Genomic DNA, 21,413 nt, shown 5'->3' on the forward strand with positions numbered 1-21,413 from the left:
CACGTTCCGGAGGAAAGAAATATGGCCAATGTGGTGGTCGTCGGCTCGCAATGGGGCGATGAGGGCAAAGGCAAGATCGTCGACTGGCTGTCCGAGCGCGCCGATGTCGTGGTGCGGTTCCAGGGCGGCCACAACGCCGGCCACACCCTGGTCGTCGACGGCAAGGTCTACAAGCTGTCGCTCTTGCCCTCGGGCGTGGTGCGCGGCGGCAAGCTGTCGATCATCGGCAACGGCGTCGTGTTCGACCCGCATGCCTTCGTTTCCGAAGTGGCGAATCTTCGCGGCCAGGGCGTTGAAGTAACACCCGAGCGCCTGAAAATAGCCGAAAACACCGCGCTAATCCTCTCCCTGCATGGGGAACTGGACCGGATGCGCGAAGCAAACGCGGCCAAGGGCACGAAGATCGGCACGACGGGACGTGGCATTGGCCCGGCCTATGAGGACAAGGTCGGCCGCCGTGCGATCCGCGTCATGGATCTCGCCGACACAAGCACGCTGCCGGCCAAGATCGATCGGCTGCTTGCCCATCATAACCCTCTGCGCCGCGGACTTGGCGAGGCCGAGGTTGCGCCCGAGACCGTGCTCGACGAACTGAAATCCGTCGCCGACCAGATCCTTCCCTACATGGACCGCGTCTGGAAGGTGCTCGATGATCGCCGCCGTGCCGGCCAGCGCATTCTTTTCGAAGGCGCGCAGGGAACCCTGCTCGACATCGACCACGGCACCTATCCCTTCGTCACCTCCTCGAACACGGTCGCCGGCCAGGCTTCGTCCGGCTCCGGCGTCGGTCCTGGCGCGATCGGCTATGTCCTCGGCATCACCAAGGCCTACACGACACGCGTCGGCGAAGGACCCTTCCCGACCGAACAGGACAACGAGGTCGGCGAATTCCTCGGCACGCGCGGCCACGAGTTCGGCACCGTGACCGGCCGCAAGCGCCGTTGCGGCTGGTTCGACGCCGTGCTGGTGCGCCAGGCGGTGGCCGTCAACGGCATCAAGGGCATCGCGCTGACCAAGCTCGACGTGCTCGACGGCATGGAAGAGATCAAGATCTGCACCGGCTACCGTCTGGACGGCGAAATGATCGACTACCTGCCGGCCAGCCAGGCGGCGCAGGAGCGCGTCGAACCGGTCTACAAGAGCCTGCAGGGCTGGACGGGAACGACAGCCGGTGCGCGTAGCTGGAATGACCTGCCGGCCCAGGCGGTCAAGTATGTCCGTTACATCGAGGAACTGATCGGCGCGCCCGTCGCGCTGCTCTCCACCAGCCCCGAGCGGGAAGACACAATACTTGTGACAGACCCGTTTCAAGACTAGGTATGGCCCTCCGGAAGGTGTCGCAGCAACGAGCCGAGGCACAAGCCGGAACAAGGATATAGGTCGACAACAGCATGGCAGATTTCGTCGCGGTTCTGAGAAAGACGCTGGACGGGCTCGGGGAAACCACCCCGGAGATGCGCGAGCGCGTCTATGAGAAGGCGCGCGCCACGATCGCCTCCAAGCTCGCCGCGATCAACCCGCCGCCTCCGCCATCGGTAGCCGATCGCCAGAAGCGCACCCTCGAGGAGGCAATTCGGCAGATCGAGCGGGACTACGCGGCAACGTCCGATCCGCTTGCCGAACTCGAGAATGTCTTTGCTTCGCTGAAGAATCCGCAGCCGAAAGAACTGCCGCAACCGGCAGTCAAGTCGAGCGTCATGCCGCGTGCAACGCCGGCGCCGCCGCCGCCGCGGACATCGAATGGCGTGGAGCGCCAGGCGTCAGCGGCTCCGGCCGCACCCGGGCCCCGCACCACGGCCGCTCCCGCGCCGGCGCCCGCGCCGCAACGGCGCGCGCCGATGGCGCCGCCGCCGGAGGAGCTTGACCAGGACAATTTCGTCCCGCAGCGGCAGGACGCCGTTCGCCGGCGCAGCTACGGTCCGCTCCTCGTCGCCGCATTGGTACTGGCTGTACTTGCCGGCGGCGGTTATGGGGTATGGCTGAACCGCGACGCCTTCAGCGGTCTGTTCGGTGGCGACGCTCCGCAGAACGTGGCGGCTTCGACACCCGATGCCGCCGAACCGGAGCCGCAAGCTCCCGCGCCCGAGACCGGCGCACCCGCGACCGCCGAGGAAGGCAAGTTCACGCAGCGGCTCACCCCCGATGGCAGCGAGACCAACCCCGGTCCGGCCAATGGCGGCGCAGGAGTCGGCGAAGGAACCTCCGTATCCGCGCTGACGCAGCAGCCGGGCGAAGCCCCGGCCGGTGCGCTGACATCCGACCAGGCCGCCGAAGCTCCTGCGGGCGCCGACGCCGGCCAGCCTACCGCGTCCGAGACCGCTATCCCCGTCGGCCAGAAGGCGATTTTCTACGAGGAACGCACCGGCACGTCGGAGGGATCGGCCGAGCCAGGCTCGGTCGTCTGGTCGCTGGTCCAGGAGTCGCCCGGCGCCAACCTGCCGCCGGAAGCGGCGATCCGCGCCGAGGCGGCGATCCCGGGCAAGAACATCCAGCTGCGCATGACCATCAAGCGCAATGCCGACAAGTCGCTGCCGGCCAGCCATATCATCGAGATGATCTTCCTGACGCCTGAGGGCTTTTCGGGCGGCGGCATAGAGAACATTCTGCGTGTCGCCATGAAAGGTTCCGAGCAGGAGGCCGGCAATCCTCTGATCGGCATTCCCGCCAAGATCGCCGACGGCTTCTTCCTTGTCGCGCTCAACGACACCAAGGCGGAGATCGACGCCAACATGACGCTGCTGCGCAGGCAGAGCTGGATCGACGTGCCGATCGTCTACAAGTCGGGCCGCCGCGCACTGTTCACCCTGGAAAAGGGCATTCCCGGCGACAAGGTGTTCGACGAGGCGCTCAAGGCCTGGACGACTGCCAGCGCCGGCTGAAAACCGTGCAAGCGCGCCGCAGACCGGCGCGTCAGCCCTCTTCGAGTTCTTCCCGAAGCATCTCGAGTTCCAGCCATTCCTCCTCCATGGCAGCCAGTGTCTTGCGCTCCTTGTCGAGCGCCGCAATGGTCTTCTGGAATGACGCCGGATTGCGCGCATAGAAGTCGGGATCCGCGATGTCGTTCTCGAGTGCCGAGATGGCGGCCGACACCGCAGCCATCTTCTCCGGCAGCGTTTCGAGCGCAAATTTCTGCTTGAACGACAATTTCTTGCTGGCAGCCTTCGGCGCCTGTGCGCTGCTACGCCCGGCACCGCCGCCCTCCTGCGGAAGCTTGGCGACCGCCTTGCGGTCCGCCAGCTTGGTCCCGCCGCGCTGCGCCAGCATGTCCGAATAGCCGCCGGCATACTCGACCCAGCGACCGCCCCCGTCCGGTGCAATGATGCTGGTCACCGTGCGGTCGAGGAAGTCGCGGTCGTGGCTGACCAGGATGACCGTGCCGGCGAAGCCTGCGACGAGTTCCTGCAGCAGCTCCAGCGTCTCCATGTCGAGGTCGTTGGTCGGTTCGTCGAGTACCAGGAGGTTGGCCGGCCGCGACAGCACCCGCGCCAGGATCAGCCTCGCCCTCTCCCCGCCCGAAAGCTCCCGCACCGGTGTGCGCGCCTGCTCCGCCTTGAAAAGGAAGTCCTTCATATAGGAGACGACATGGCGTTCCTCGCCATTGACGACGACGGTCTCGCCGCGCCCGTCGGTCAGATACTGCGCAAGCGTCTCCTGCGGATCGACGGCCTCCCGCTTCTGGTCGAGCGCCGCGATCTCGAGATTGGTGCCCAGCCTGACAGATCCCGAATCCGGCGCCAGTTCGCCGGTCAGCATCTTGAGCAGGGTCGTCTTGCCGGCACCGTTAGGACCGACCAGGCCGATACGGTCGCCGCGCTGGATGCGGATCGAGAAGTCCTTCACGATCGTCGTGTCGCCGTAGCTCTTGGCGATGTTGCGCGCCTCGATGACCAGCTTGCCGGACTCGTTGGCATCGCTTGCCTGGATCGTCGCCACGCCCTCCGCGCCGCGATGACCGCGGAACCGGCTGCGCATTGTATGGAGTTCGCCGAGCCTGCGCATGTTGCGCTTGCGCCGCGCGGTCACGCCATAGCGCAACCAGTGCTCCTCGCGCACGATCTGGCGGCCCAGCTTGTGCTGTTCGCGCTCCTCTTCCTCAAGGATGGTGTCGCGCCATTCTTCGTAATGCGCGAAACCCTTCTCGAGGCGTCGCGTGCGTCCACGGTCCAGCCACACGGTTGCCCGGCTTACCCGTTCCAGGAAGCGCCGGTCGTGCGAAATGACGACAAGCGCCGATGAGGAGCGGTTGAGTTCGTCTTCCAGCCACTCGATCGTCGCGAGGTCGAGATGGTTGGTCGGTTCGTCGAGCAGCAGGATGTCGGGCTCGGGCGCCATGACGCGGGCAAGGGCGGCGCGTCTTGCCTCGCCACCGGAAAGTTGCTCGGGATCCTCTTCGCCTGTCAGGCCGAGATGGTCGAGCAGATAGGTCGGACGGTGCGGATCGTCGGCCGGGCCGAGACCCGCCTCGACATAGGCGCGCACCGTGGCGAAACCTTCCATGTCCGGCGACTGCGGCAGGTAGCGAATCGTCGCCGAAGGCTTGCGGAATATCTTGCCGTCCTGCGGCTCGATCTGGCCGGCGGCGATCTTCAGCAGCGTCGACTTGCCGGAGCCGTTGCGACCGACGAGCGCAATGCGGTCGCCAGGCGAAGCCGACAGCTCGGCGCCGTCGAGAAGCGGCGTGCCGCCAAACGTCAGCAGGATGCCGTCGAGCGTCAGAAGTGGCGGGGCCATGCTGCCTAGAATTCCTCGCCCGGATAGGGGTGAGCGAGAAGCATGGCGCGGCCGACCGCCAGCGAAATGCACAGGTCGCCCCGCACCTCGTTGGAGATCGTGAGCGACGATCCGAATGGTACTTCGACCGAATCGAGCGGCCATTTGGCGCCGATGACGGTCAGGCCCGACAGATGCGAGAAACCCAGGATGCTGAACATGGTGCCATCCTCGTAGTCGAAATCTCGCGACCCGGGCAGCAGCGGTGAGCCCTCCTGCGCGCCGCTTGTAACCAGGACGGACAGGCCTTCCTTGGCGCGCCGAATGGCGAGAGCCGCGTGCAGGAATGCGTGGTCGGCGCGCGGACCGCCGAAGGCGCCGGCCAGCACCAGTGAGGTCGCACCGCGGGACAGGGCCTCTGCGACAGCCAGTTCGCCGTCAGTCTTGTCCTTCTCGGTCTCGAACCGGAGTTGCGGCACGGCAGCGAGATCGTCGCTCAGGCCTTCCGGCGCCGAGTCGAAATCGCCGACCCACAGCTCCGGAACCACGCCCAGCGCCGCAGCGTGCTTGATCCCCGCATCGGCCGCAATGATGCGCGCGCCCTCCATTTGCGCCTCAAGACGCGGAGTGCGGACAAGCTTGCCGCCAAGCAGGATGATGAATCGGCTCATGAGCGAGGCCCTTACCACGCGGTACGTCGAAAGTGGAAGCGGCCAATACCATACCCCTCAAACAAATACTTGCACGCCACGCGCCTGCGCCGTATTTCTTTCGGCGCTCTAACGGGGTGCCGGCTGCGGAAACGCGGACCGGCTGAGAGGCAAAGGGGAAACCCGCCAACCCGCTGAACCTGATCCGGTTTGTACCGGCGGAGGGATTAGACGCTGCAACGCGCCTCAATTCCTTTCAACATCAACGAAGGAGGCGCAGATGCGCAAGATTTCCGTTCTCATATTCATCCTGCTTTCCACGCTGGGCGTCGCCGACGCTCAGGAAAAACTGACCATCTACACTTACGAGAGCTTCACTGCCGAATGGGGTCCCGGGCCGCAGGTGGAGAAGGCTTTCGAGGCCGAGTGCGGCTGCGACCTCGAATTCGTTGCCGTCGCCGACGGCGTCGCCCTGCTCAACCGCGTCAGGCTGGAAGGTGACTCGACCAAAGCCGATGTCGTGCTCGGCCTCGACACCAACCTGACCGAAGACGCAAAGGCCACCGGCCTCTTCGTACCGGCCGGCATCGACATGGCTGCCGTCAAGGTGCCGGGAGGCTGGAGCGACGAAACCTTCGTGCCGTTCGACTACGCGCATTTCGCCGTCGTCTATGACACCGAAAAGCTGGCGACGCCGCCCAAGAGCCTGAAGGAACTGGTCGAGGGCGACCCGGAACAGAAGATCGTCATCCAGGATCCCCGCACCTCCACGCCCGGCCTCGGCCTCGTCCTCTGGGTAAAAGCCGTCTACGGCGACAAGGCGCCGGAAGCTTGGGCGAAGCTCAAGATGCGCGTGCTGACGGTCACGCCGGGCTGGAGCGAGGCCTACGGGCTATTCACCAAGGGCGAGGCGCCGATGGTTCTTTCCTATACGACGTCGCCAGCCTACCACATGGTGGCCGAGGGCACCGCCCGGTACCAGGCCGCCGCCTTCGAGGAAGGACACTATCTGCAGATCGAGGTCGCGGGCATCACCGTCAACGGCGAGAAGAACCCGCTGGCGAGCCGCTTCCTGTCCTTCATGACGAGCCCCGCTTTCCAGGATGTGATACCGGAGACCAACTGGATGTTCCCGGCGGCAGAAACCGCCAATGACCTCAACCCGGCATTCGGCAAGCTCGTGTCGCCGGCCAAGACGCTGCTGATCGAGCCCGCCGAGGTCGCTCGCAACCGGAAGGCCTGGGTCGACGAATGGCTGGCCGCCATGAGCAGGTAGGAACCCCATTGGCAGGACGGACGCACAGGCGGACCGATCCGCGAATCGCCGCCGGCGCTGTCGCGCTGGCGGCCATCGCCATCCTGATCGGTGGAGCCTTTCTCGGCCTCTTGGCGGAAGGCGCCAGCGACCTCACCGGCGCGGCCGCGGCCTTCGATTCATACCTCTTTCGCATCGCCCGATTCACGCTGTGGCAGGCCGCGCTCTCGACGTTGCTGTCGGTGGTGCCGGCAATCTTCGTGGCGCGCGCCCTGTCGCGCCACCCCGAGTTTCCCGGCCGCCAGCTCATCCTGCGACTCTTCGCTTTGCCACTGGCGCTGCCCGCCATCGTCGCAGCGCTCGGCATCCTGGCCCTGCTCGGTCGGGCCGGCTTTTTCGCCGAGACGCTCTCGGGCCTCTTCGGTGGCATATGGCCCGGCATCTACGGCCTTTCGGGTATCCTGGTCGCGCATGTCTTCTTCAACCTGCCGCTGGCGACACGCTTCTTCCTCGAGGCGCTCGACACGTTGCCGCCCGACCAATGGCGGCTGGCGAGCCAGCTCGGCATGGGAGCAGGGCCGTCGTTCAGGCTGATCGAGTGGCCGGCCATCCGCGCCAGCCTGCCGGGCACGGCCGGCCTCGTGTTCATGCTCTGCATTACCTCCTTCACGATCGTCCTGACGCTCGGCGGCGGCCCCGCAGCGACGACGCTGGAGGTCGCCATCTACCAGGCGCTGCGCTTCGACTTCGACCCGGCAAGGGCCGTGGCGCTTACCATGCTGCAGGTCGTGCTGACGGGAGCGGTCATGGTCGGCCTTGCAAGGCTCGGCGCCGCCACGGCGATCGACGCCAACCTGCCGGTCGCCCCGCGCCGCTTCGGCCGGGTGTCGCCCGGCGAGGCACTGACAAACGGCGTTCTGGTGCTCGCAGCGCTGTTGTTCGTCGCCGGCCCGATCCTGGCAATCGCGCTTGCCGGAGCACAGGCCGACCTCACGCGCCTTGCAGCCGACATTGCCGTCCGCAACGCCGCCGCGACCAGCGTCGTTCTCGCCACCCTGGCCGCCACCCTCTCGGTCATGCTGGGGCTCGCACTCGTGACAGCCCGGCAGGCGCTTGAGCGCCAGCGTGGCGGGAAGCGTCAGGGCTGGCTCGAGCGCGCCAGCGGCACCGGCGCAGGCTTCGTGCTCGTCATTCCGCCCATCGTCATCGGCGCCGGCTGGTTCGTGGCGCTGCGCCACTCCGATCTTCTCTTTGCCGCCGCTCCGCTGATGGTAGTCACGGTCAACGCGGTGATGGCCATGCCCTTCGCCATTCGTGCCATCCGGCCCGCCTACGACGCGGCCGGCGAGCGCAACGATCGGCTCTGCATGCAGCTCGGCATCGCGGGCTGGACGAGGCTGAGACTGATCGACTGGCCGGAGTTGCGCAAGCCGCTGCTCACCGGCTTCGCCTTCGCCATGGCGCTGTCGCTCGGCGACCTCGGCGTCATCGCTCTGTTCGGCAGCGATTCGGTGCAGACCTTGCCCTACCTGCTGCTTGCCCGAATGGGGAGCTATCGCACAGATGATGCGGCAGGCATCGCCCTGTTGCTGGCGATCCTGTGCCTGACGTTGATCTTTCTCGCCGAGCGGTTCGGCCGGAGGCCAGCATGACCGACATCCGTGAGCGGCATCCCGGAGGCCAGCCAGTAAGGCTGGATCATGCAGCGTTCACCTATGGCAGCGCGGACATGCTGTTCGACGCCGATTTCCCGTCCTCCACGATCACGGCGGTCATGGGGCCGAGCGGTTCGGGCAAGTCGACGCTGCTCAATCTCGTTGCCGGCTTCGAGACGCCCCGCAAAGGGCGCGTGCTGATCGGCGACAGAGACGTCACGGCACTTGCCCCGGCCGAACGCCCGGTGTCGATGATCTTTCAGGAGAACAACCTGTTCGCCCATCTCGACGTGGCGAAGAATGTCGGTCTCGGCCGCTCGCCGGCGCTCAGGCTGACATCCGACGACCGGCGCGCCGTGGCGAACGCCCTGGCGCGGACGGGCCTGTCGGACAAGGAGCACCGCCTGCCGCGAGAACTGTCCGGCGGCGAACGCCAGCGCGTGGCGCTGGCCCGAGCGCTGGTCAGGGACCGCCCGGTGCTGCTGCTCGATGAACCCTTCGGGTCGCTTGGCCCGGCGCTTAGGCAGGATATGCTCGATCTTCTCGCCGGCGTTCAGGCCGAGCGGCGGATGACCATTTTGTTCGTCACCCACCAGCCTGAGGATGCAAGGCGGCTTGCCCAGAAGATCGTCTTCCTCGAAGCGGGAATCGTTACAGCGGCAGGAAGTACCGAGGAATTCTTCGCCGGGGATGGTCCTGAAGGATTTCGGCGCTATGTGGGTTCGCAATCCTAGGCGATTGCGGGCAAATCGAGCCGCACCGCCCGGAAGCGGCCATAATTTGCGGCCAAACCGCAAGCTGCGGCCACATTATGTCAATGCTCGCGCAATGCGCGTAGAGTAGGAAGCAAACGCGGTCGCGTTTGACTGGCGAAGCTTTGATACCGAAAGGAAGTCGACCTGGCGTTTGACGTGCCTCGTTCCGGATCGAACCGGGTGTTGATTCTGGCCGCCCGATTTGCGGGCGTGGCGGGGCTGGTGGCGCTTGTCTCGGGTTGCCAGGCGCTTTCCAGCCTGTCGAGTGGCGACATCAAGGAATCGGCCTTCAGGCCATCCGAGAATCCGGTCACGGTCGATTCAGTCTCCCGCAACAACCGTCTTGCCGAACTCGCCAAGAGCCAGCACCCACGGATCCTGGCCACCTATGGCGGCGAGTATTCCGACCCGAAGCTTGAGCGCATGGTCGCAAAGGTCGTCGGAAACCTGACCACCGTATCGGGCAATCCTGGCCAAGCCTACCGGATCACCATTCTCAACTCGCCGAATGTCAATGCCTTCGCGCTCCCCGGCGGCTATCTGTACGTCACGCGCGGCCTGCTGGCGCTCGCGAATGACTCGGCCGAACTGGCCGCGGTCATCGCACACGAAATGGGCCATGTGACGGCCAATCACGGCCTGCAGCGGCAGCAGAAGGAAGCCGAGGAAGTGCTGGCCACCAAGGTGGTCAAGGACGTGCTGGGCGGCAATCCGACGGCCAATGTCGCGCTGATCCGCGGCAAGCTTAGGCTTGCCCAGTTCTCGCGCAACCAAGAGCTCGAAGCCGATGCGATCGGCATCAAGGCCAGCGGCCAGGCCGGCTTCGACGCCACCGCCGCGTCCCGCTTCCTGCAGTCGATGTCGGCCTACACGGACTTCCGCTCCGTCAGCGGCGCGACCGACGCCAGCCTCGACTTTCTGGCCAGCCATCCCAATGCACCGCAGCGCATCGAACTGGCGCAGCGCCACGCCCTGCAGTTCGGCAATGGCGGCGGCGCGCGCGACCGCGACTCCTACCTCGCCGGCATCGACGGCTTGCTCTATGGCGATACGCCGGAAGAAGGCTATGTTCGGGGCAACACCTTCCTGCACCCCAAGCTTGGCATCTCCTTTTCGGTGCCTACGGGCTTCATCATCGACAACAGCGCTGCGGCCGTCACCGCGACAGGCCCCGGCGACGTGGCGATCCGCTTCGACGGCGTCGCCGTCGACAAGCGCACCAGGCTTACCGACTACATCCGCAGTGGCTGGGTTGCCGGCCTGCAGGATTCGAGCGTCGAGGCCAGGACGATCAACGGCAACGAGGCGGCGAGCGCGCGTGCTGCCGCCGAGGGCTGGCAGTTCGACATTACTGTCGTGCGCGCAGGCGATCAGGTTTACAGGCTGCTGACGGCTGCCCCCGTGGCCAGCACCCAGCTCGACAGCGTCGCGGCCACGGTCGGCGGCAGCTTCAAGCTGCTCAGCGCCCAGGAAAAGGCCGCGCTGAAGCCGCTGAGAATTCGCATCGTCACCGTGCAGCCGGGTCAGACCACCGGGGCGATTGCGGCCCAGATGGTCGGCGTCGACCGCAAGCTCGATCTCTTCAGGGTTCTCAACGCCCTTGCGCCGGGCGCCTCGGTGTCGGCCGGCGACAAGGTGAAGATCGTTACCGACCGATAGCCGGGAGTTGCGTGCCGGCTGAAGCGAGCATGCCCGGCTCGTTGCGTTCCAGCGCCATCTTCAGCTTTTCGAGCGCCCGGGTCTCGATCTGGCGCACCCGCTCCTTTGAAATGCCGAGTGCGCCGCCGAGCTCCTCGAGCGTGGCGCCATCCTCGCTCAGCCGCCGCCTTTCGATGATCTGCATCTCGCGTTCGTTGAGAACGCCAAGCGCATCGCGCAGCCATATGCTGCGCCGTTCGACGTCGATCGTGTCGGCGACGACCTCGTCGGGCAGCGGATCGTCGTCGACGAGAAAGTCAGAACGCTCTGTCGTCGATCCGTTCTCGCCGGAAACCGGGGCGTTGAGTGAGGTATCGGCACCGGAAAGGCGCGAGTCCATCAGCGCGACGTCGTCCTCGGAAACGCCAAGTGCTGCCGAGATCTCCTTGCGTATCGCGAAGTCGGTCAGCGGACCGGCGCCCTGCGACAGGCGGGCCTTCAGGCGCCTCAGGTTGAAGAACAGCGCCTTCTGAGCCGAACTCGTTCCGCCGCGCACGATGGACCAGTTGCGCAACACGTAGTCCTGCATCGAGGCGCGGATCCACCAGGTCGCGTATGTCGAGAAGCGAACGTCGCGCGATGGCTCGAAGCGCGCCGCAGCTTCTAGCAGGCCGACATGCCCCTCCTGCACGAGATCGCCCATCGAAAGGCCGAAGTGCCTGAACTTGCTGGCCATCGAGATGACCAGGCGCATATGGGCGATCGTGATCTGGTGAAGCGCATGTTGGTCCTGCGTTTCCTTCCAGCGGACCGCAAGATCGTGTTCTTCGGCGCGTTCCAGATAGGGAGCCCGCATGGCAGTTCGTGCGAGCTTTCGATCACTGTCGGTTTGCTGGGTCACGCCGGGCTCCAATATGTCTGGCGCAGCACTGCCGCTTGCACGAACGGGCGCGCGAAGAAACTCAAACGCGTTGACCCTTGAATGGTTCCCCCGTTTTGGCGCACGCGCAACAAAAAACCCGGCCAGAAGGCCGGGTTTTCGTGCGAACTTGAAACGATGTCAGCCTGGGATTCAGGCCGCCTTTTCCTGCTCGGGTTCAGCCTCTGTCTCGGCTTCCTCGTTGTCAGCCTTGGCGCCGCGCTTGGGTCCCTTGGCGAGATTGACCTCGATGAGCCTGACTGCCTCGGTCTCCGACATGCGGTTGACCGCGGCGATCTCGCGCGCCATCCGGTCGAGTGCTGCCTCGTAGAGCTGGCGTTCGGAATAGGACTGTTCCGGCTGGTTGTCGGCGCGGAAAAGGTCGCGCACGACCTCCGCGATCGAGATCAGGTCACCGGAGTTGATCTTGGCATCATATTCCTGGGCACGACGCGACCACATGGTGCGCTTGACCCGTGCACGGCCCTGGACGACCTTGAGCGCGCGCTCGACATAGTCCTCTTCCGACAGCTTGCGCATGCCGATCGAGGTGGCCTTGGCGACCGGAACTTTCAGCCGCATCTTGTCCTTCTGGAAATCGATGACAAAGAGCTCCAGCTTGTGACCGGCAACTTCCTGCTCGTCGATGGACACGATCTGTCCGACGCCATGCGCGGGATAGACGATGTACTCGCCGGTCTTGAAACCGTGACGCGTTGCCGACTTCTTTTGCTGGGGGTTGGTTGCCATTACGCCCTGAACTCCTTGTTATGGCGCCGGTCAAGTCGACCGGCAAACCTGCTTCCGGGCCGTAAGGCCCTGACTCATGCGCCGTGCAAACAGATGAAATCCACCGGAACACCCCGAACCTGCCGACGCATAGCCGCGCCTGCTTGGCCCAGATCATCCTGGTCCGAAGAGTGGAGTGCACCTTTCAATGATTAGGGCTTCCGCGCCTTTGATCGACGTTGTGCCACCGGCATGTTGTGATTATGTAGCACAAAAACGCGCCAGAATCAACAATTTGCTGCATGAGCGCGCAGGAGCGGCCGCGGCTGCGGCCACGTCTCGTAGCGCATCAGGCGCCGGGCGAGATTCTTCCCTAGGGGAAGAATCAGTCGCCTTCTCCCGGCTCCGGCGAGAAGAACTTCTCGAACTTGTCGGGCACTCCGTCAAAGGACTTCGCATCCTCCGGAGCGTCCTTCTTGGCCGTGATGTTCGGCCATTTGGACGCGTATTCCGTATTCACTTCGAGCCACTTCTCAAGGCCGGGCTCGGTATCGGGCTTGATTGCGTCGGCCGGGCATTCCGGCTCGCACACGCCACAGTCGATGCACTCGTCGGGATGGATGACGAGCATGTTCTCGCCTTCATAGAAGCAGTCGACCGGACAGACCTCGATACAGTCCATGTACTTGCATTTAATGCAGTTATCGGTCACGACATAGGTCATCGGTCGGCTCCGGGATTTCCCGCGATGTGCGTCTTTCGGGTGAGGTAGCCCGTTTGCCGGGGTGTTGCAAGGTCGCCGATTGCGCCGCTGCCCGCCACCGTGGAATCCTGTTTCAATCGCTGTCGCGCAGCCGGTCGGTTTCCCGGCGTTCCTTCTTCGTCGGGCGGCCGCTGCCTGCCTCGCGCTGCGGCAGGATCGCCCTTGGCGGCAGTTCCGCGCCTGGTTCGGGGGGCGGAGACAGGTCCTCGTAGAGCTTGCGCGCCTCTTCGGCGGGGCCCCGCCTGACGCCTGGCAACAGCACCTTGTAGATAACGATGCGGCGCTCCAGCGTGATCGTCAGGACGTCTCCGGGCTTGACCAGGTCGGCTGCCTGCGTCGCGTTGTCGCGATTGATGCGCACCTTGCCTGAAAGTGCGAGCTTTGCGCCGAGCGATCGCGACTTCGTCACTCGTGCGAAAAACAGCCACTTGTCTATGCGCTGGCGGCCTTCCGCCATCGCCTACTTCTTGAGCTGGTCGCGCAATGCCGCCAGCTTGGCGAAGGGCGACAGCGGATCGATGCGCGCCGGACGCTCCTCGCGCTGGCGCGACGGTGCGGCAGGATGCTTCGACCGGTCGCCCCGACCTTCGGCCTGTCGATCCGGGCGCCCGCCCTCTTTCGCGCCCTTTGGCGGACCCTTGTAGCGGTCGCGGTCGAACTTCGGCTTGCCGCCCGGGCGGCCACGCTTGTCCGGCCTTGCACCGTCGGCAGCGCCGTCGGCGCCCTGGGCAGCTGCAGCGCCCTGGCCACGATGACGCTGGTTGGGCCGCTGATGGCGCGGCCGGTGGTCAGACCGGCCCTGCCGCCAAAGCAGGATAGGCTTCGGCGCTTCCGCCTCTTCGCCGCTGGCTGCCTCGTCGGCGGCGGCTGCTGCCGGTCGGTCGCCGGTCGCTACCGCGGCCTCGCCCTGCGCTGCGGGTTCAGCGGCAGGTGCGGCACCTTCAGCGGCGGGAGCCTCGGCTTCTGCCGCGGGTTCAAAAGCTGGGCTGGTCTCGGTCGCAACCACTTCTGCAGGCGCCGCGCTCTCCGCCGGCTCTTCACCCAGAACCGAAGCGGGTTGTTCGGCGACGGGAGCCGCGATCTCCGGGCTGCCCGAGGGCGCCCAGACCGGTGCCTCGACTGGAACGTTTTCGTCTCCGCCTGCGGCCGGCTCGGCACTGCTCTCCCCGGCATCGCCGGCCGGGGCCGCTACGATCCCGGCGGGCGCTTCAGCCGCCTCGACTGAGTCCCCTGCAACAGTAACGGCTTCGGTGGCCTGTGCTTCCTGCGCAGCCTTTTCCGCCGCACGTGCGGCCTTGTCGGCCTCTGCCTTCGCGGCGGCTGCGGCCACAGCCTCGCGCGCCGCCTGGTCGAGGGCCTCGAGCCGTTCCTTCACCTCGTCGGCGGGTTTCGCCTCGGACCGGTAGCCCAGACCCTTGAGAATCTCTTCGATGTCCTCTGCATTGGCGCCGAGAATCGACATCATCGCCGGCGTTACCATGAAGGCCGAGCCGTCATAGGCCCCTTCCGGGCGCGATCCCGTGCCCGCCTTCCAGGCCAGCGCGGGACGGATGAGATCGGCGAGCCGCTCCAGAATGTCGATGCGCACGGCGCGACGTCCAAGCGTGCGGAAGCCCGCGAGCTTGTAGAAGACCGGGTCGAAGGTCGGATCGATGACGACCGAGGTCCGGCCGGTGGCCAGTGCATGCACGATGTCGCCGAAACCGGGCTTGTCCTTGCCGTCGTTCTTGAGCGCCCACAGCAGCGTCACCAGCCCTGCCGGTGCCGGCTTGATCAGCGCCGGCACGAAAATGTGGTAGGCGCCGAAGCGCACGCCGAGACGGCGCAGCGCCGCGCGGCCAGCCTGATCCAGCGACTTCACGTCTTCGGCGATGTCGCGCCGGTTGAGGACGCCGAAATTCTCGGCGATCTGGAAGGCGATGCCGCGTCCGATGCCGGCAATCTGGTCGGCATTCTTCAGTTCGACCAGCGGCTTCAGCAGGAGTTCGACCTGAAAATTCACGAAGCGGTCGATGCGCGCGGCAACCTTGTCGCGTGCCGGGCCGGTCAGCTGTTCGTCGGCCAGAAGCACGGCGCGCGGCTTCAGCGCGTCCTCGCCCTCAACCAGTGTGGCGATCGGCGCACCGAGCCAGCGCAGCGTGCCGTCCGACCCGAGCGCAATGTCGCCATTGGCGCTCGCCGCGAAACGCTCTGCGCGCATTTCGAATTCGGCGGCAAGCGCCTTCTGCGCCGCCGAGCGGATGGCCTTGCCATCCTCGCCGCTGGCGCTCTGGTCGGCAGTGAACCGGAACCCCTGCAACTCGCCAACATGGTGGCCTTCGACGACAACCATGCCCGACGGGGCAATTTCGGCTTCGAGCATCGTGTTTTCCCTGAGACGCCGGACAAGGACGGAAGTCCTGCGGTCTACGAAGCGTTTCGTCAACCGCTCATGCAGTGCGTCCGACAGTCTATCCTCGATTTCGCGCGTCTTTTCCTGCCAGTGTGTTGGATCGGCAAGCCATTGCGGCCGATTTGAAACGAATGTCCAGGTTCTGATCTGGGCAATCCGGTGCGACAGTGCGTCGATGTCACCATCGGTGGAATCCGCGCGCCGCACCTGTTCTGCCATGTAGTTCTCGTCGACATGGCCCTTCCTGGCGAGGTCGTCATAGATCGAGGCGATCAGTTCGGCATGTTGTGCCGGCGCAATGCGGCGATAGTCCGGCAGGACGCAGGCCTCCCAAAGCAGTGCAACTCTCTCTCGGCTGGTCGCGAGGTCGCGGATCGCCGGGTCCATGGAGAGATGCTCGAGTGCCTGCGCATCGACCGCTGGCAGCGCCCGGGTCAGGCCCTCGACCGGGGCCGTCCGTTCGATCGATCGCCGCAGCGCGTCGAGGCTCGAAAAGTCGAAATCGGCCGTGCGCCACTGCAGCACCTTCACCGGATCGAAGTCATGGCCCTCGATCTTCTTGACCAGATCCTCATCAAAAGGGTCGACCTGGCCGGTGACGCCGAACGTGCCGTCGCGCAGGTGCCGGCCGGCGCGGCCCGCGATCTGCCCGAGCTCGGCCGCCGACAGGTTGCGGAACTGGTAGCCGTCGAACTTGCGGTCCTGCGCGAAGGCAACATGGTCGAGATCGAGGTTGAGGCCCATGCCGATCGCGTCGGTGGCGATCAAATAGTCGACGTCGCCCGCCTGGTAGAGCTCGACCTGTGCGTTGCGGGTCCGCGGGCTGAGCGCGCCGAGCACCACGGCCGCTCCGCCGCGCTGGCGCCGCACGAGCTCTGCGATGGCGTAGACCTCGTCGGCCGAGAAGGCGACGATGGCCGAACGGCTGGGCAGCCGGGTCAGCTTCTTCTGGCCCGCATAGGCGAGATGCGACAGCCGCGGCCGGGTTACCACCGAGACACCCTTCAGCAGGCGCTCAAGGATGCCGCGCATCGTCGCCGCGCCGAGCAGCAAGGTTTCCTGCCGGCCGCGCAGATGCAGGATGCGGTCGGTGAAGATATGGCCGCGTTCGAAGTCGCCTGCGAGTTGCACCTCGTCGATGGCGACGAAGGCGGCGTCGGTCGTGCGCGGCATCGCCTCGACGGTGCAGACCGAGTATTTGGCACCGGCCGGCTGGATTTTCTCCTCGCCGGTGATCAGCGCCACCTTGTGCGCGCCGACCTTCTCGCAGACGCGGGCATAGACCTCGCGCGCCAGCAGCCTGAGCGGCAGGCCGATAAGCCCGCTCTCATGCGCCACCATGCGCTCGATGGCGAGATGGGTCTTGCCCGTGTTTGTCGGGCCCAGCACCGCTGTTACGTCGCGGCCCGACAGGATCAGCGGGTCGGCATTCTTGGGATGGAAGGTCATGGGTTCCGAACGTGGCCTCTCTGGCTCGGCTTCGCAACATGCGGGAGACGATCGGTGCGGCACATTTCGGGCTGCGGATCCTTCCGACACATAGGGAGTTGTTGGGGGAAGGGAAAGCCGAAAAGTTGGCGCGGTTAACGTATGGAACGAGTCTGGAACGAATCAGCGACGAATCAGTGACCTGTGCCGATTCAGCTTTTGTTCTCCTCAACATGTGGTCCGCCGGCCGCTCGACTCCACCACATGCTGAATCGCCTGCTGCGCGCCTGCCTCGGTTTGCGGTCTGCGCGTTAACCTTTGTCGGCTGCGCCCCCGGCCCGCGCTCGGGCTTGAGAGCAAACTTATGATTTCGTTAGTATATTTGAAGCGCGAGTGAACCGTCGTGTGGCGACGCAGGCCCATTCCATTAACGTTTCGCCCAAAGGGGGAACGAATCGGCGACGAATCAGCGGCAGCGTGAATTTCCCCTTTTGTTCACCCCTAGATGTTGTGATGCCGCCCGCCGCGCGGCCTACGCGACGGAGTTTTCTTGTTGCGTTTGAATCCCGGATGGCTTGGCCGTTAACCAATGCGTCCCATGGCGGGACGACCGCGCCGGGCGCACGAACAGAGCCCGCGGCTATGCGAGCCGCGGCGGGCGAGACTTGGGCAAAGCGAGTGCCGGGCGTCGCAACCCGGCGCTCGTGCCTAGACGCAGTATTGGCCGCCGTTTGCGGAGAGCGTCGAGCCGGTGATGAAGCCGCTGTCATCTGAGGCGAGGAACACCACGCAACGCGCGATCTCGTCCGGTTCGCCGAGACGACCGACGGGTATCTGCGAGACGATGGAATCGAGCACCTTCTCGGGAACCGAGCGCACCATTTCGGTGCCGATATAGCCCGGGCAGATCGCGTTGACCGTGATGCCGGCCCGCGCGCCCTCCTGGGCGAGCGTCTTGGTGAAGCCGATGTCGCCGGCCTTCGCCGCCGCGTAGTTGGCCTGACCCATCTGGCCCTTCTGGCCGTTGATCGACGAGATGTTGATGACGCGGCCGAACTTGCGGTCGCGCATGCCCGGCCACACCGGATGCGTCATGTTGAACAGCCCGTTGAGGTTGGTGCCCATGACTTCACCCCACTGTTCCCGCGTCATGCGGTGGAACATCGCGTCGCGGGTGATGCCGGCATTGTTGACCAGCACGGCGACGGGCCCGAGGTCGGCCTCGACCTTGGCAATGCCCGCCACGCAGGCGTCGTAGTCGGCCACCGACCATTTGTAGACCGGGATTCCGGTCTCGTTCTTGAAGGTCTGCGCCGCCTCGTCATTGCCGGCGTAGTTGGCCGCCACTGAATAGCCGGCGGACTTGAGTGCGATCGAGATGGCGGCGCCAATGCCGCGCGTGCCACCGGTGACGAGTGCTGTCTTGGTCATGCGTTTCCCCTTTGGTCGCCCTGTTCCCGGGCTTTTATTTCAGTTCATGGCCGGATCGGGTGGCTGGCCTCCCGATCCGCAGTCTGATTGTCACATGGCTTCGAGGCACATGGCCACGCCCATGCCGCCGCCGATGCACAGTGTCGCCAGGCCCTTCTTCGCGCCGCGGCGACGCATTTCGTAGACCAGTGTGTTCAGGATGCGGGCGCCGGATGCGCCGACCGGGTGGCCGATGGCAATGGCGCCGCCGTTAACGTTGACGATCGCGGGATCCCAGCCCATGTCCTTGTTGACCGCGCAGGCCTGAGCCGCGAAGGCCTCGTTGGCCTCGACCAGGTCGAGGTCGCCCACCGACCAGCCGGCTTTCTCGAGTGCCTTGCGCGATGCCGGGATCGGACCCGTGCCCATGATCTGCGGGTCGACGCCGGCGGTCGCCCAGGAGACGATGCGCACCAGCGGCGTGATGCCGCGGCGTTCGGCTTCGGCCTCGGTCATCAGCAGCGTCGCGGCAGCGCCGTCATTGATGCCCGACGCGTTGCCGGCCGTGACCGTGCCTTCCTTGTCGAAGACCGGCCTGAGTTTCTGCATCGTGTCCATCGTGGTGCCTGCACGGATATACTCGTCCTGGTCGACGATGGTGTCGCCCTTGCGGCCCTTGACCGTAACCGCGACGATCTCGTCCTTGAACTTTCCTGCCTTCTGCGCAGCCTCAGCCTTGTTCTGCGAGCCGACGGCGAATTCGTCCTGCTGGTCGCGGGTAAGCTGCCATTGGCGCGCGACATTCTCCGCCGTGTTGCCCATCGGGTAGCCGTAGAAGGCGTCGACCAGCGCGTCCTTCATCATCGTGTCGACGAACTTCAGGTCGCCCATCTTGGTGCCTGCGCGCAGGTGTTGCGCATGCGGCGCCATCGACATCGACTCCTGGCCGCCCGCGACGATGATCTTGGCGTCGCCCATGGCGATCTGCTGCATGCCGATGGCAACGGCGCGCAGGCCCGATCCACAGAGCTGGTTCAGGCCCCAGGCGGTTGCCTCCTTCGGGATGCCGGCATTGATCGCCGCCTGCCTGGCCGGGTTCTGACCCTGGGCTGCCGTCAGTATCTGGCCGAGAATGACCTCGTCGACTTCCTTGGCATCCACGCCGGCCCGCTCGAGCACCTCCTTCAACACGATGGTGCCGAGGTCGTGCGCGGGCATGTTGGCGAACGCGCCGTTGAACGAGCCGACCGGAGTGCGGGCCGCGCTTGCGACGACGATTGAACTGGATGCGGACATATTGATCTCCAAACTGGCAATGGGGCTGTCGGGCGAGCCCTGATGAGAAACTTTCTGGGCGTTTCCAAATCCCGAGTCAAATATCAAATGGTCGCGTATCAGGGCGCGCTTCGCTACAGGTAGTCGTGCTGCGCAGCAATTTCACCGCCTTGCCGAATGCTGCAATCCCGCACTGCACAAACAGCTTGGAATCGCATGGCTTTTGCGCATATCCTCAAACAGGACACGATCGTTACCGGGTGCTTACACTGCGGCCCGGTCTTTCTGGGAGGACGCATATGGCCGTCAAAGACGATCCGGTTGTGATCAAGAAATACGCCAATCGACGGCTCTACAACACGGGCACGAGCACCTATGTCACGCTCGAGGACCTGGCCGAGATGGTCAAGAAGGGCGAGGACTTCACAGTCCAGGACGCCAAGACCGGCGACGACATAACCCACCCCGTGCTGACCCAGATCATCTTCGAACTGGAGAACAAGGACGGCCAGAACATGCTGCCGGTCCCGTTCCTGCGCCAGCTCATCTCTTTCTATGGCGACCAGATGCAGATGGTGGTGCCGAGCTTTCTCGAGCAGTCGATGATCGCCTTCGCCAAGGAGCAGGAGCGCTTCCGCGAGCAGATGAAGTCGGCAATGGGCAAGACGCCGATCGACATGGTCAAGATCGCGACCCCGATCAAGGCGATCGAAGACCAGGCGCGCCGGAACATCGAGATGTTCCAGAACGCCATGCGCCTGTTCACGCCCTTTCCACCCGGCGGCCAGGCGGGGGACACGGAGGAAGCCGAGGCGGAGGACAAGCCCGACGACCTAAGCGAGCTCAAGGAACAGATCGCCGCGATGCAGCGCAAGATCGACTCGATGGGCTGACCCCGGGCGTCCCGATATCGTGAAGTACCATCGAAGGCCGCCCCGGCGGCCCGGCACTTATTCAATCCGGAGCTACTTTATGACCGAGCTATCGCTGGCGAATGCCAATGCAATCATCACGTCGGCTCTTTCTAAGGCTGCCGAACTCGAGCTGAAGCCGCTTGGCGTCGCCGTTCTCGATTCCGGCGGACATCTTGTCGCGTTTCAGCGCCAGGACGGCGCGTCCTTCCTGCGGCCCGAGATGGCCTCGGGAAAGGCCTTTGGCGCGCTGGCGCTCGGCATGGGCTCGCGCCGGCTCGATGCCTTCGCCAGGGACCGGCCGCATCTCATGGCCGGTGTCCAGGATGTCTCGGGTGGCAGGATCGTTCCGGTGCCAGGCGGCGTGTTGATCCGCGACGGCGCCGGCGGCGTCATCGGCGCAGTCGGCATTTCGGGCGATACGTCCGACAATGACGAGGCGGCGGCGGTGGCCGGGATCGAGGCGGCCGGGTTTTCCGCCGAGGGCTGAGCCCGGCTCAGCCTATGGTGACGTCGCGGCTCGCGGCCCGCAGCGACACGGAAAAGCCTGCCAGCACGTCGATCAGCGTGATGACCATCAGGGTGAAGAACACCGAGGTTGCCGCGCCCCTGACCAGCAGGAACTCGACCAGGAAGGCGACGAAGACGAAAGTCGACAACAGGTGGTCGAGGATGGAGGCGTTCGACGTGCGCGTCGCCTTGACGATCTCGACGAAGAACAGCAGCAGCGCGATGACGATCATCAGCATGCCGAGCGTCATCGAGAACACACCCCCCGACATCATCGAGAACGAGAACAGCTCGATGCTCCAGGGGTCGCCCCCTGGTCCCGCGCCGAACACGCCGGCAAGTCCCAGATTGTAGAGAATGAACGGCACGACCAGCAGCGGAATGCTCGAAAGCATGGCGACTCTCCTCGGTAA

The 21,413-nt window shown here is 65.2% G+C and carries 18 protein-coding genes and 1 riboswitch; of the genes, 8 read left to right on the forward strand and 10 right to left on the reverse strand.

What is annotated here, in order from left to right:
- Window positions 1–21: 21 nt before the first annotated feature.
- Both ACT2BZ_RS06435 and ACT2BZ_RS06440 read left to right on the forward strand, forming a co-directional pair.
- Complete coding sequence (locus tag ACT2BZ_RS06435) at window positions 22–1,317, forward strand: adenylosuccinate synthase (protein WP_457940019.1); 1,296 nt, start codon at window positions 22–24, stop codon at window positions 1,315–1,317.
- A gap of 74 nt (window positions 1,318–1,391) precedes the next feature.
- Entirely contained in the window at window positions 1,392–2,879 is a 1,488-nt protein-coding gene (locus ACT2BZ_RS06440; protein WP_457940020.1) for a hypothetical protein, read from the forward strand.
- A 31-nt stretch (window positions 2,880–2,910) separates the two neighbouring features.
- On the opposite strand, the gene ACT2BZ_RS06445 is transcribed toward ACT2BZ_RS06440, so the two are convergent.
- Both ACT2BZ_RS06445 and ACT2BZ_RS06450 read right to left on the reverse strand, forming a co-directional pair.
- Complete coding sequence (locus ACT2BZ_RS06445) at window positions 2,911–4,731, reverse strand: ABC-F family ATP-binding cassette domain-containing protein (RefSeq protein ID WP_457940021.1); 1,821 nt, start codon at window positions 4,729–4,731, stop codon at window positions 2,911–2,913.
- A gap of 5 nt (window positions 4,732–4,736) precedes the next feature.
- Window positions 4,737–5,381: a thiamine diphosphokinase gene (locus ACT2BZ_RS06450; protein ID WP_457940022.1), complete on the reverse strand. Its 645-nt coding sequence runs from the start codon at window positions 5,379–5,381 to the stop codon at window positions 4,737–4,739.
- 102 nt (window positions 5,382–5,483) lie between these two features.
- Window positions 5,484–5,604: riboswitch (TPP riboswitch) on the forward strand.
- A gap of 36 nt (window positions 5,605–5,640) precedes the next feature.
- Between ACT2BZ_RS06450 and thiB the strand changes: the two genes are divergently transcribed.
- From thiB to ACT2BZ_RS06470, 4 genes are all read left to right on the forward strand, one after another.
- Window positions 5,641–6,636, forward strand: coding sequence for a thiamine ABC transporter substrate binding subunit (gene thiB / locus ACT2BZ_RS06455; protein WP_457940023.1), 996 nt, complete (start codon window positions 5,641–5,643; stop codon window positions 6,634–6,636).
- Entirely contained in the window at window positions 6,612–8,267 is a 1,656-nt protein-coding gene (gene thiP, locus ACT2BZ_RS06460; protein WP_457940024.1) for a thiamine/thiamine pyrophosphate ABC transporter permease, read from the forward strand. The genes thiB and thiP overlap by 25 nt, the downstream gene beginning before the upstream one ends.
- Window positions 8,264–9,004: a thiamine ABC transporter ATP-binding protein gene (gene thiQ, locus ACT2BZ_RS06465; protein ID WP_457940025.1), complete on the forward strand. Its 741-nt coding sequence runs from the start codon at window positions 8,264–8,266 to the stop codon at window positions 9,002–9,004. Before thiP ends, thiQ begins: the two co-directional genes overlap by 4 nt.
- A 240-nt stretch (window positions 9,005–9,244) precedes the next feature.
- On the forward strand, window positions 9,245–10,684 hold the full coding sequence (locus ACT2BZ_RS06470) for a M48 family metalloprotease (RefSeq protein WP_457941237.1): 1,440 nt from the start codon (window positions 9,245–9,247) through the stop codon (window positions 10,682–10,684).
- On the opposite strand, the gene ACT2BZ_RS06475 is transcribed toward ACT2BZ_RS06470, so the two are convergent.
- The 7 genes from ACT2BZ_RS06475 to ACT2BZ_RS06505 form a co-directional block, all read right to left on the reverse strand.
- On the reverse strand, window positions 10,671–11,519 hold the full coding sequence (locus ACT2BZ_RS06475) for an RNA polymerase factor sigma-32 (RefSeq protein ID WP_457941238.1): 849 nt from the start codon (window positions 11,517–11,519) through the stop codon (window positions 10,671–10,673). The genes ACT2BZ_RS06470 and ACT2BZ_RS06475 overlap by 14 nt on opposite strands.
- A gap of 216 nt (window positions 11,520–11,735) precedes the next feature.
- Window positions 11,736–12,332: a CarD family transcriptional regulator gene (locus ACT2BZ_RS06480; RefSeq protein WP_457940026.1), complete on the reverse strand. Its 597-nt coding sequence runs from the start codon at window positions 12,330–12,332 to the stop codon at window positions 11,736–11,738.
- Window positions 12,333–12,696: 364 nt separating this feature from the next.
- A complete protein-coding gene (gene fdxA, locus ACT2BZ_RS06485; RefSeq protein ID WP_457940027.1) occupies window positions 12,697–13,035 on the reverse strand; it encodes a ferredoxin FdxA in 339 nt (112 codons plus the stop codon).
- Window positions 13,036–13,147: 112 nt separating this feature from the next.
- Window positions 13,148–13,531 carry an RNA-binding S4 domain-containing protein gene (locus ACT2BZ_RS06490; protein ID WP_457940028.1) on the reverse strand — a complete coding sequence of 128 codons (384 nt, stop codon included), beginning with the start codon at window positions 13,529–13,531 and terminating at the stop codon, window positions 13,148–13,150.
- 3 nt (window positions 13,532–13,534) lie between these two features.
- A complete protein-coding gene (locus tag ACT2BZ_RS06495; RefSeq protein WP_457940029.1) occupies window positions 13,535–16,915 on the reverse strand; it encodes a helicase-related protein in 3,381 nt (1,126 codons plus the stop codon).
- Between the two features lie 687 nt (window positions 16,916–17,602).
- On the reverse strand, window positions 17,603–18,325 hold the full coding sequence (gene phbB / locus ACT2BZ_RS06500; protein WP_457940030.1) for an acetoacetyl-CoA reductase: 723 nt from the start codon (window positions 18,323–18,325) through the stop codon (window positions 17,603–17,605).
- A 90-nt stretch (window positions 18,326–18,415) separates the two neighbouring features.
- Complete coding sequence (locus ACT2BZ_RS06505; protein WP_457940031.1) at window positions 18,416–19,600, reverse strand: acetyl-CoA C-acetyltransferase; 1,185 nt, start codon at window positions 19,598–19,600, stop codon at window positions 18,416–18,418.
- 278 nt (window positions 19,601–19,878) lie between these two features.
- Between ACT2BZ_RS06505 and phaR the strand changes: the two genes are divergently transcribed.
- Together phaR and ACT2BZ_RS06515 are read left to right on the forward strand one after the other, a co-directional pair.
- The gene (gene phaR, locus ACT2BZ_RS06510; protein ID WP_457940032.1) at window positions 19,879–20,472 is read left to right on the forward strand and encodes a polyhydroxyalkanoate synthesis repressor PhaR; all 594 of its coding nucleotides are present in this window, start codon (window positions 19,879–19,881) and stop codon (window positions 20,470–20,472) included.
- A 79-nt stretch (window positions 20,473–20,551) separates the two neighbouring features.
- Window positions 20,552–20,980 (forward strand): GlcG/HbpS family heme-binding protein, encoded by a 429-nt coding sequence (locus ACT2BZ_RS06515; protein ID WP_457940033.1) that lies wholly within the window; start codon window positions 20,552–20,554, stop codon window positions 20,978–20,980.
- A 7-nt stretch (window positions 20,981–20,987) separates the two neighbouring features.
- On the opposite strand, the gene ACT2BZ_RS06520 is transcribed toward ACT2BZ_RS06515, so the two are convergent.
- On the reverse strand, window positions 20,988–21,395 hold the full coding sequence (locus ACT2BZ_RS06520) for a hypothetical protein (protein ID WP_457940034.1): 408 nt from the start codon (window positions 21,393–21,395) through the stop codon (window positions 20,988–20,990).
- Window positions 21,396–21,413 lie beyond the last annotated feature (18 nt).

Source organism: Mesorhizobium sp. 10J20-29 (assembly GCF_054130485.1).

Coding starts and splice junctions, on each gene's coding strand:
- ACT2BZ_RS06435 (WP_457940019.1), top strand. CDS start 22: ATGGCCAATGTGGTGGTCGTCGGCTCGCAATGGGGCGATGAGGGCAAA.
- ACT2BZ_RS06440 (WP_457940020.1), top strand. CDS start 1,392: ATGGCAGATTTCGTCGCGGTTCTGAGAAAGACGCTGGACGGGCTCGGG.
- ACT2BZ_RS06445 (WP_457940021.1), bottom strand. CDS start 4,731: ATGGCCCCGCCACTTCTGACGCTCGACGGCATCCTGCTGACGTTTGGC.
- ACT2BZ_RS06450 (WP_457940022.1), bottom strand. CDS start 5,381: ATGAGCCGATTCATCATCCTGCTTGGCGGCAAGCTTGTCCGCACTCCG.
- thiB (WP_457940023.1), top strand. CDS start 5,641: ATGCGCAAGATTTCCGTTCTCATATTCATCCTGCTTTCCACGCTGGGC.
- thiP (WP_457940024.1), top strand. CDS start 6,612: ATGGCTGGCCGCCATGAGCAGGTAGGAACCCCATTGGCAGGACGGACG.
- thiQ (WP_457940025.1), top strand. CDS start 8,264: ATGACCGACATCCGTGAGCGGCATCCCGGAGGCCAGCCAGTAAGGCTG.
- ACT2BZ_RS06475 (WP_457941238.1), bottom strand. CDS start 11,519: ATGCGGGCTCCCTATCTGGAACGCGCCGAAGAACACGATCTTGCGGTC.
- ACT2BZ_RS06480 (WP_457940026.1), bottom strand. CDS start 12,332: ATGGCAACCAACCCCCAGCAAAAGAAGTCGGCAACGCGTCACGGTTTC.
- fdxA (WP_457940027.1), bottom strand. CDS start 13,035: ATGACCTATGTCGTGACCGATAACTGCATTAAATGCAAGTACATGGAC.
- ACT2BZ_RS06490 (WP_457940028.1), bottom strand. CDS start 13,531: ATGGCGGAAGGCCGCCAGCGCATAGACAAGTGGCTGTTTTTCGCACGA.
- ACT2BZ_RS06495 (WP_457940029.1), bottom strand. CDS start 16,915: ATGACCTTCCATCCCAAGAATGCCGACCCGCTGATCCTGTCGGGCCGC.
- phbB (WP_457940030.1), bottom strand. CDS start 18,325: ATGACCAAGACAGCACTCGTCACCGGTGGCACGCGCGGCATTGGCGCC.
- ACT2BZ_RS06505 (WP_457940031.1), bottom strand. CDS start 19,600: ATGTCCGCATCCAGTTCAATCGTCGTCGCAAGCGCGGCCCGCACTCCG.
- phaR (WP_457940032.1), top strand. CDS start 19,879: ATGGCCGTCAAAGACGATCCGGTTGTGATCAAGAAATACGCCAATCGA.
- ACT2BZ_RS06515 (WP_457940033.1), top strand. CDS start 20,552: ATGACCGAGCTATCGCTGGCGAATGCCAATGCAATCATCACGTCGGCT.
- ACT2BZ_RS06520 (WP_457940034.1), bottom strand. CDS start 21,395: ATGCTTTCGAGCATTCCGCTGCTGGTCGTGCCGTTCATTCTCTACAAT.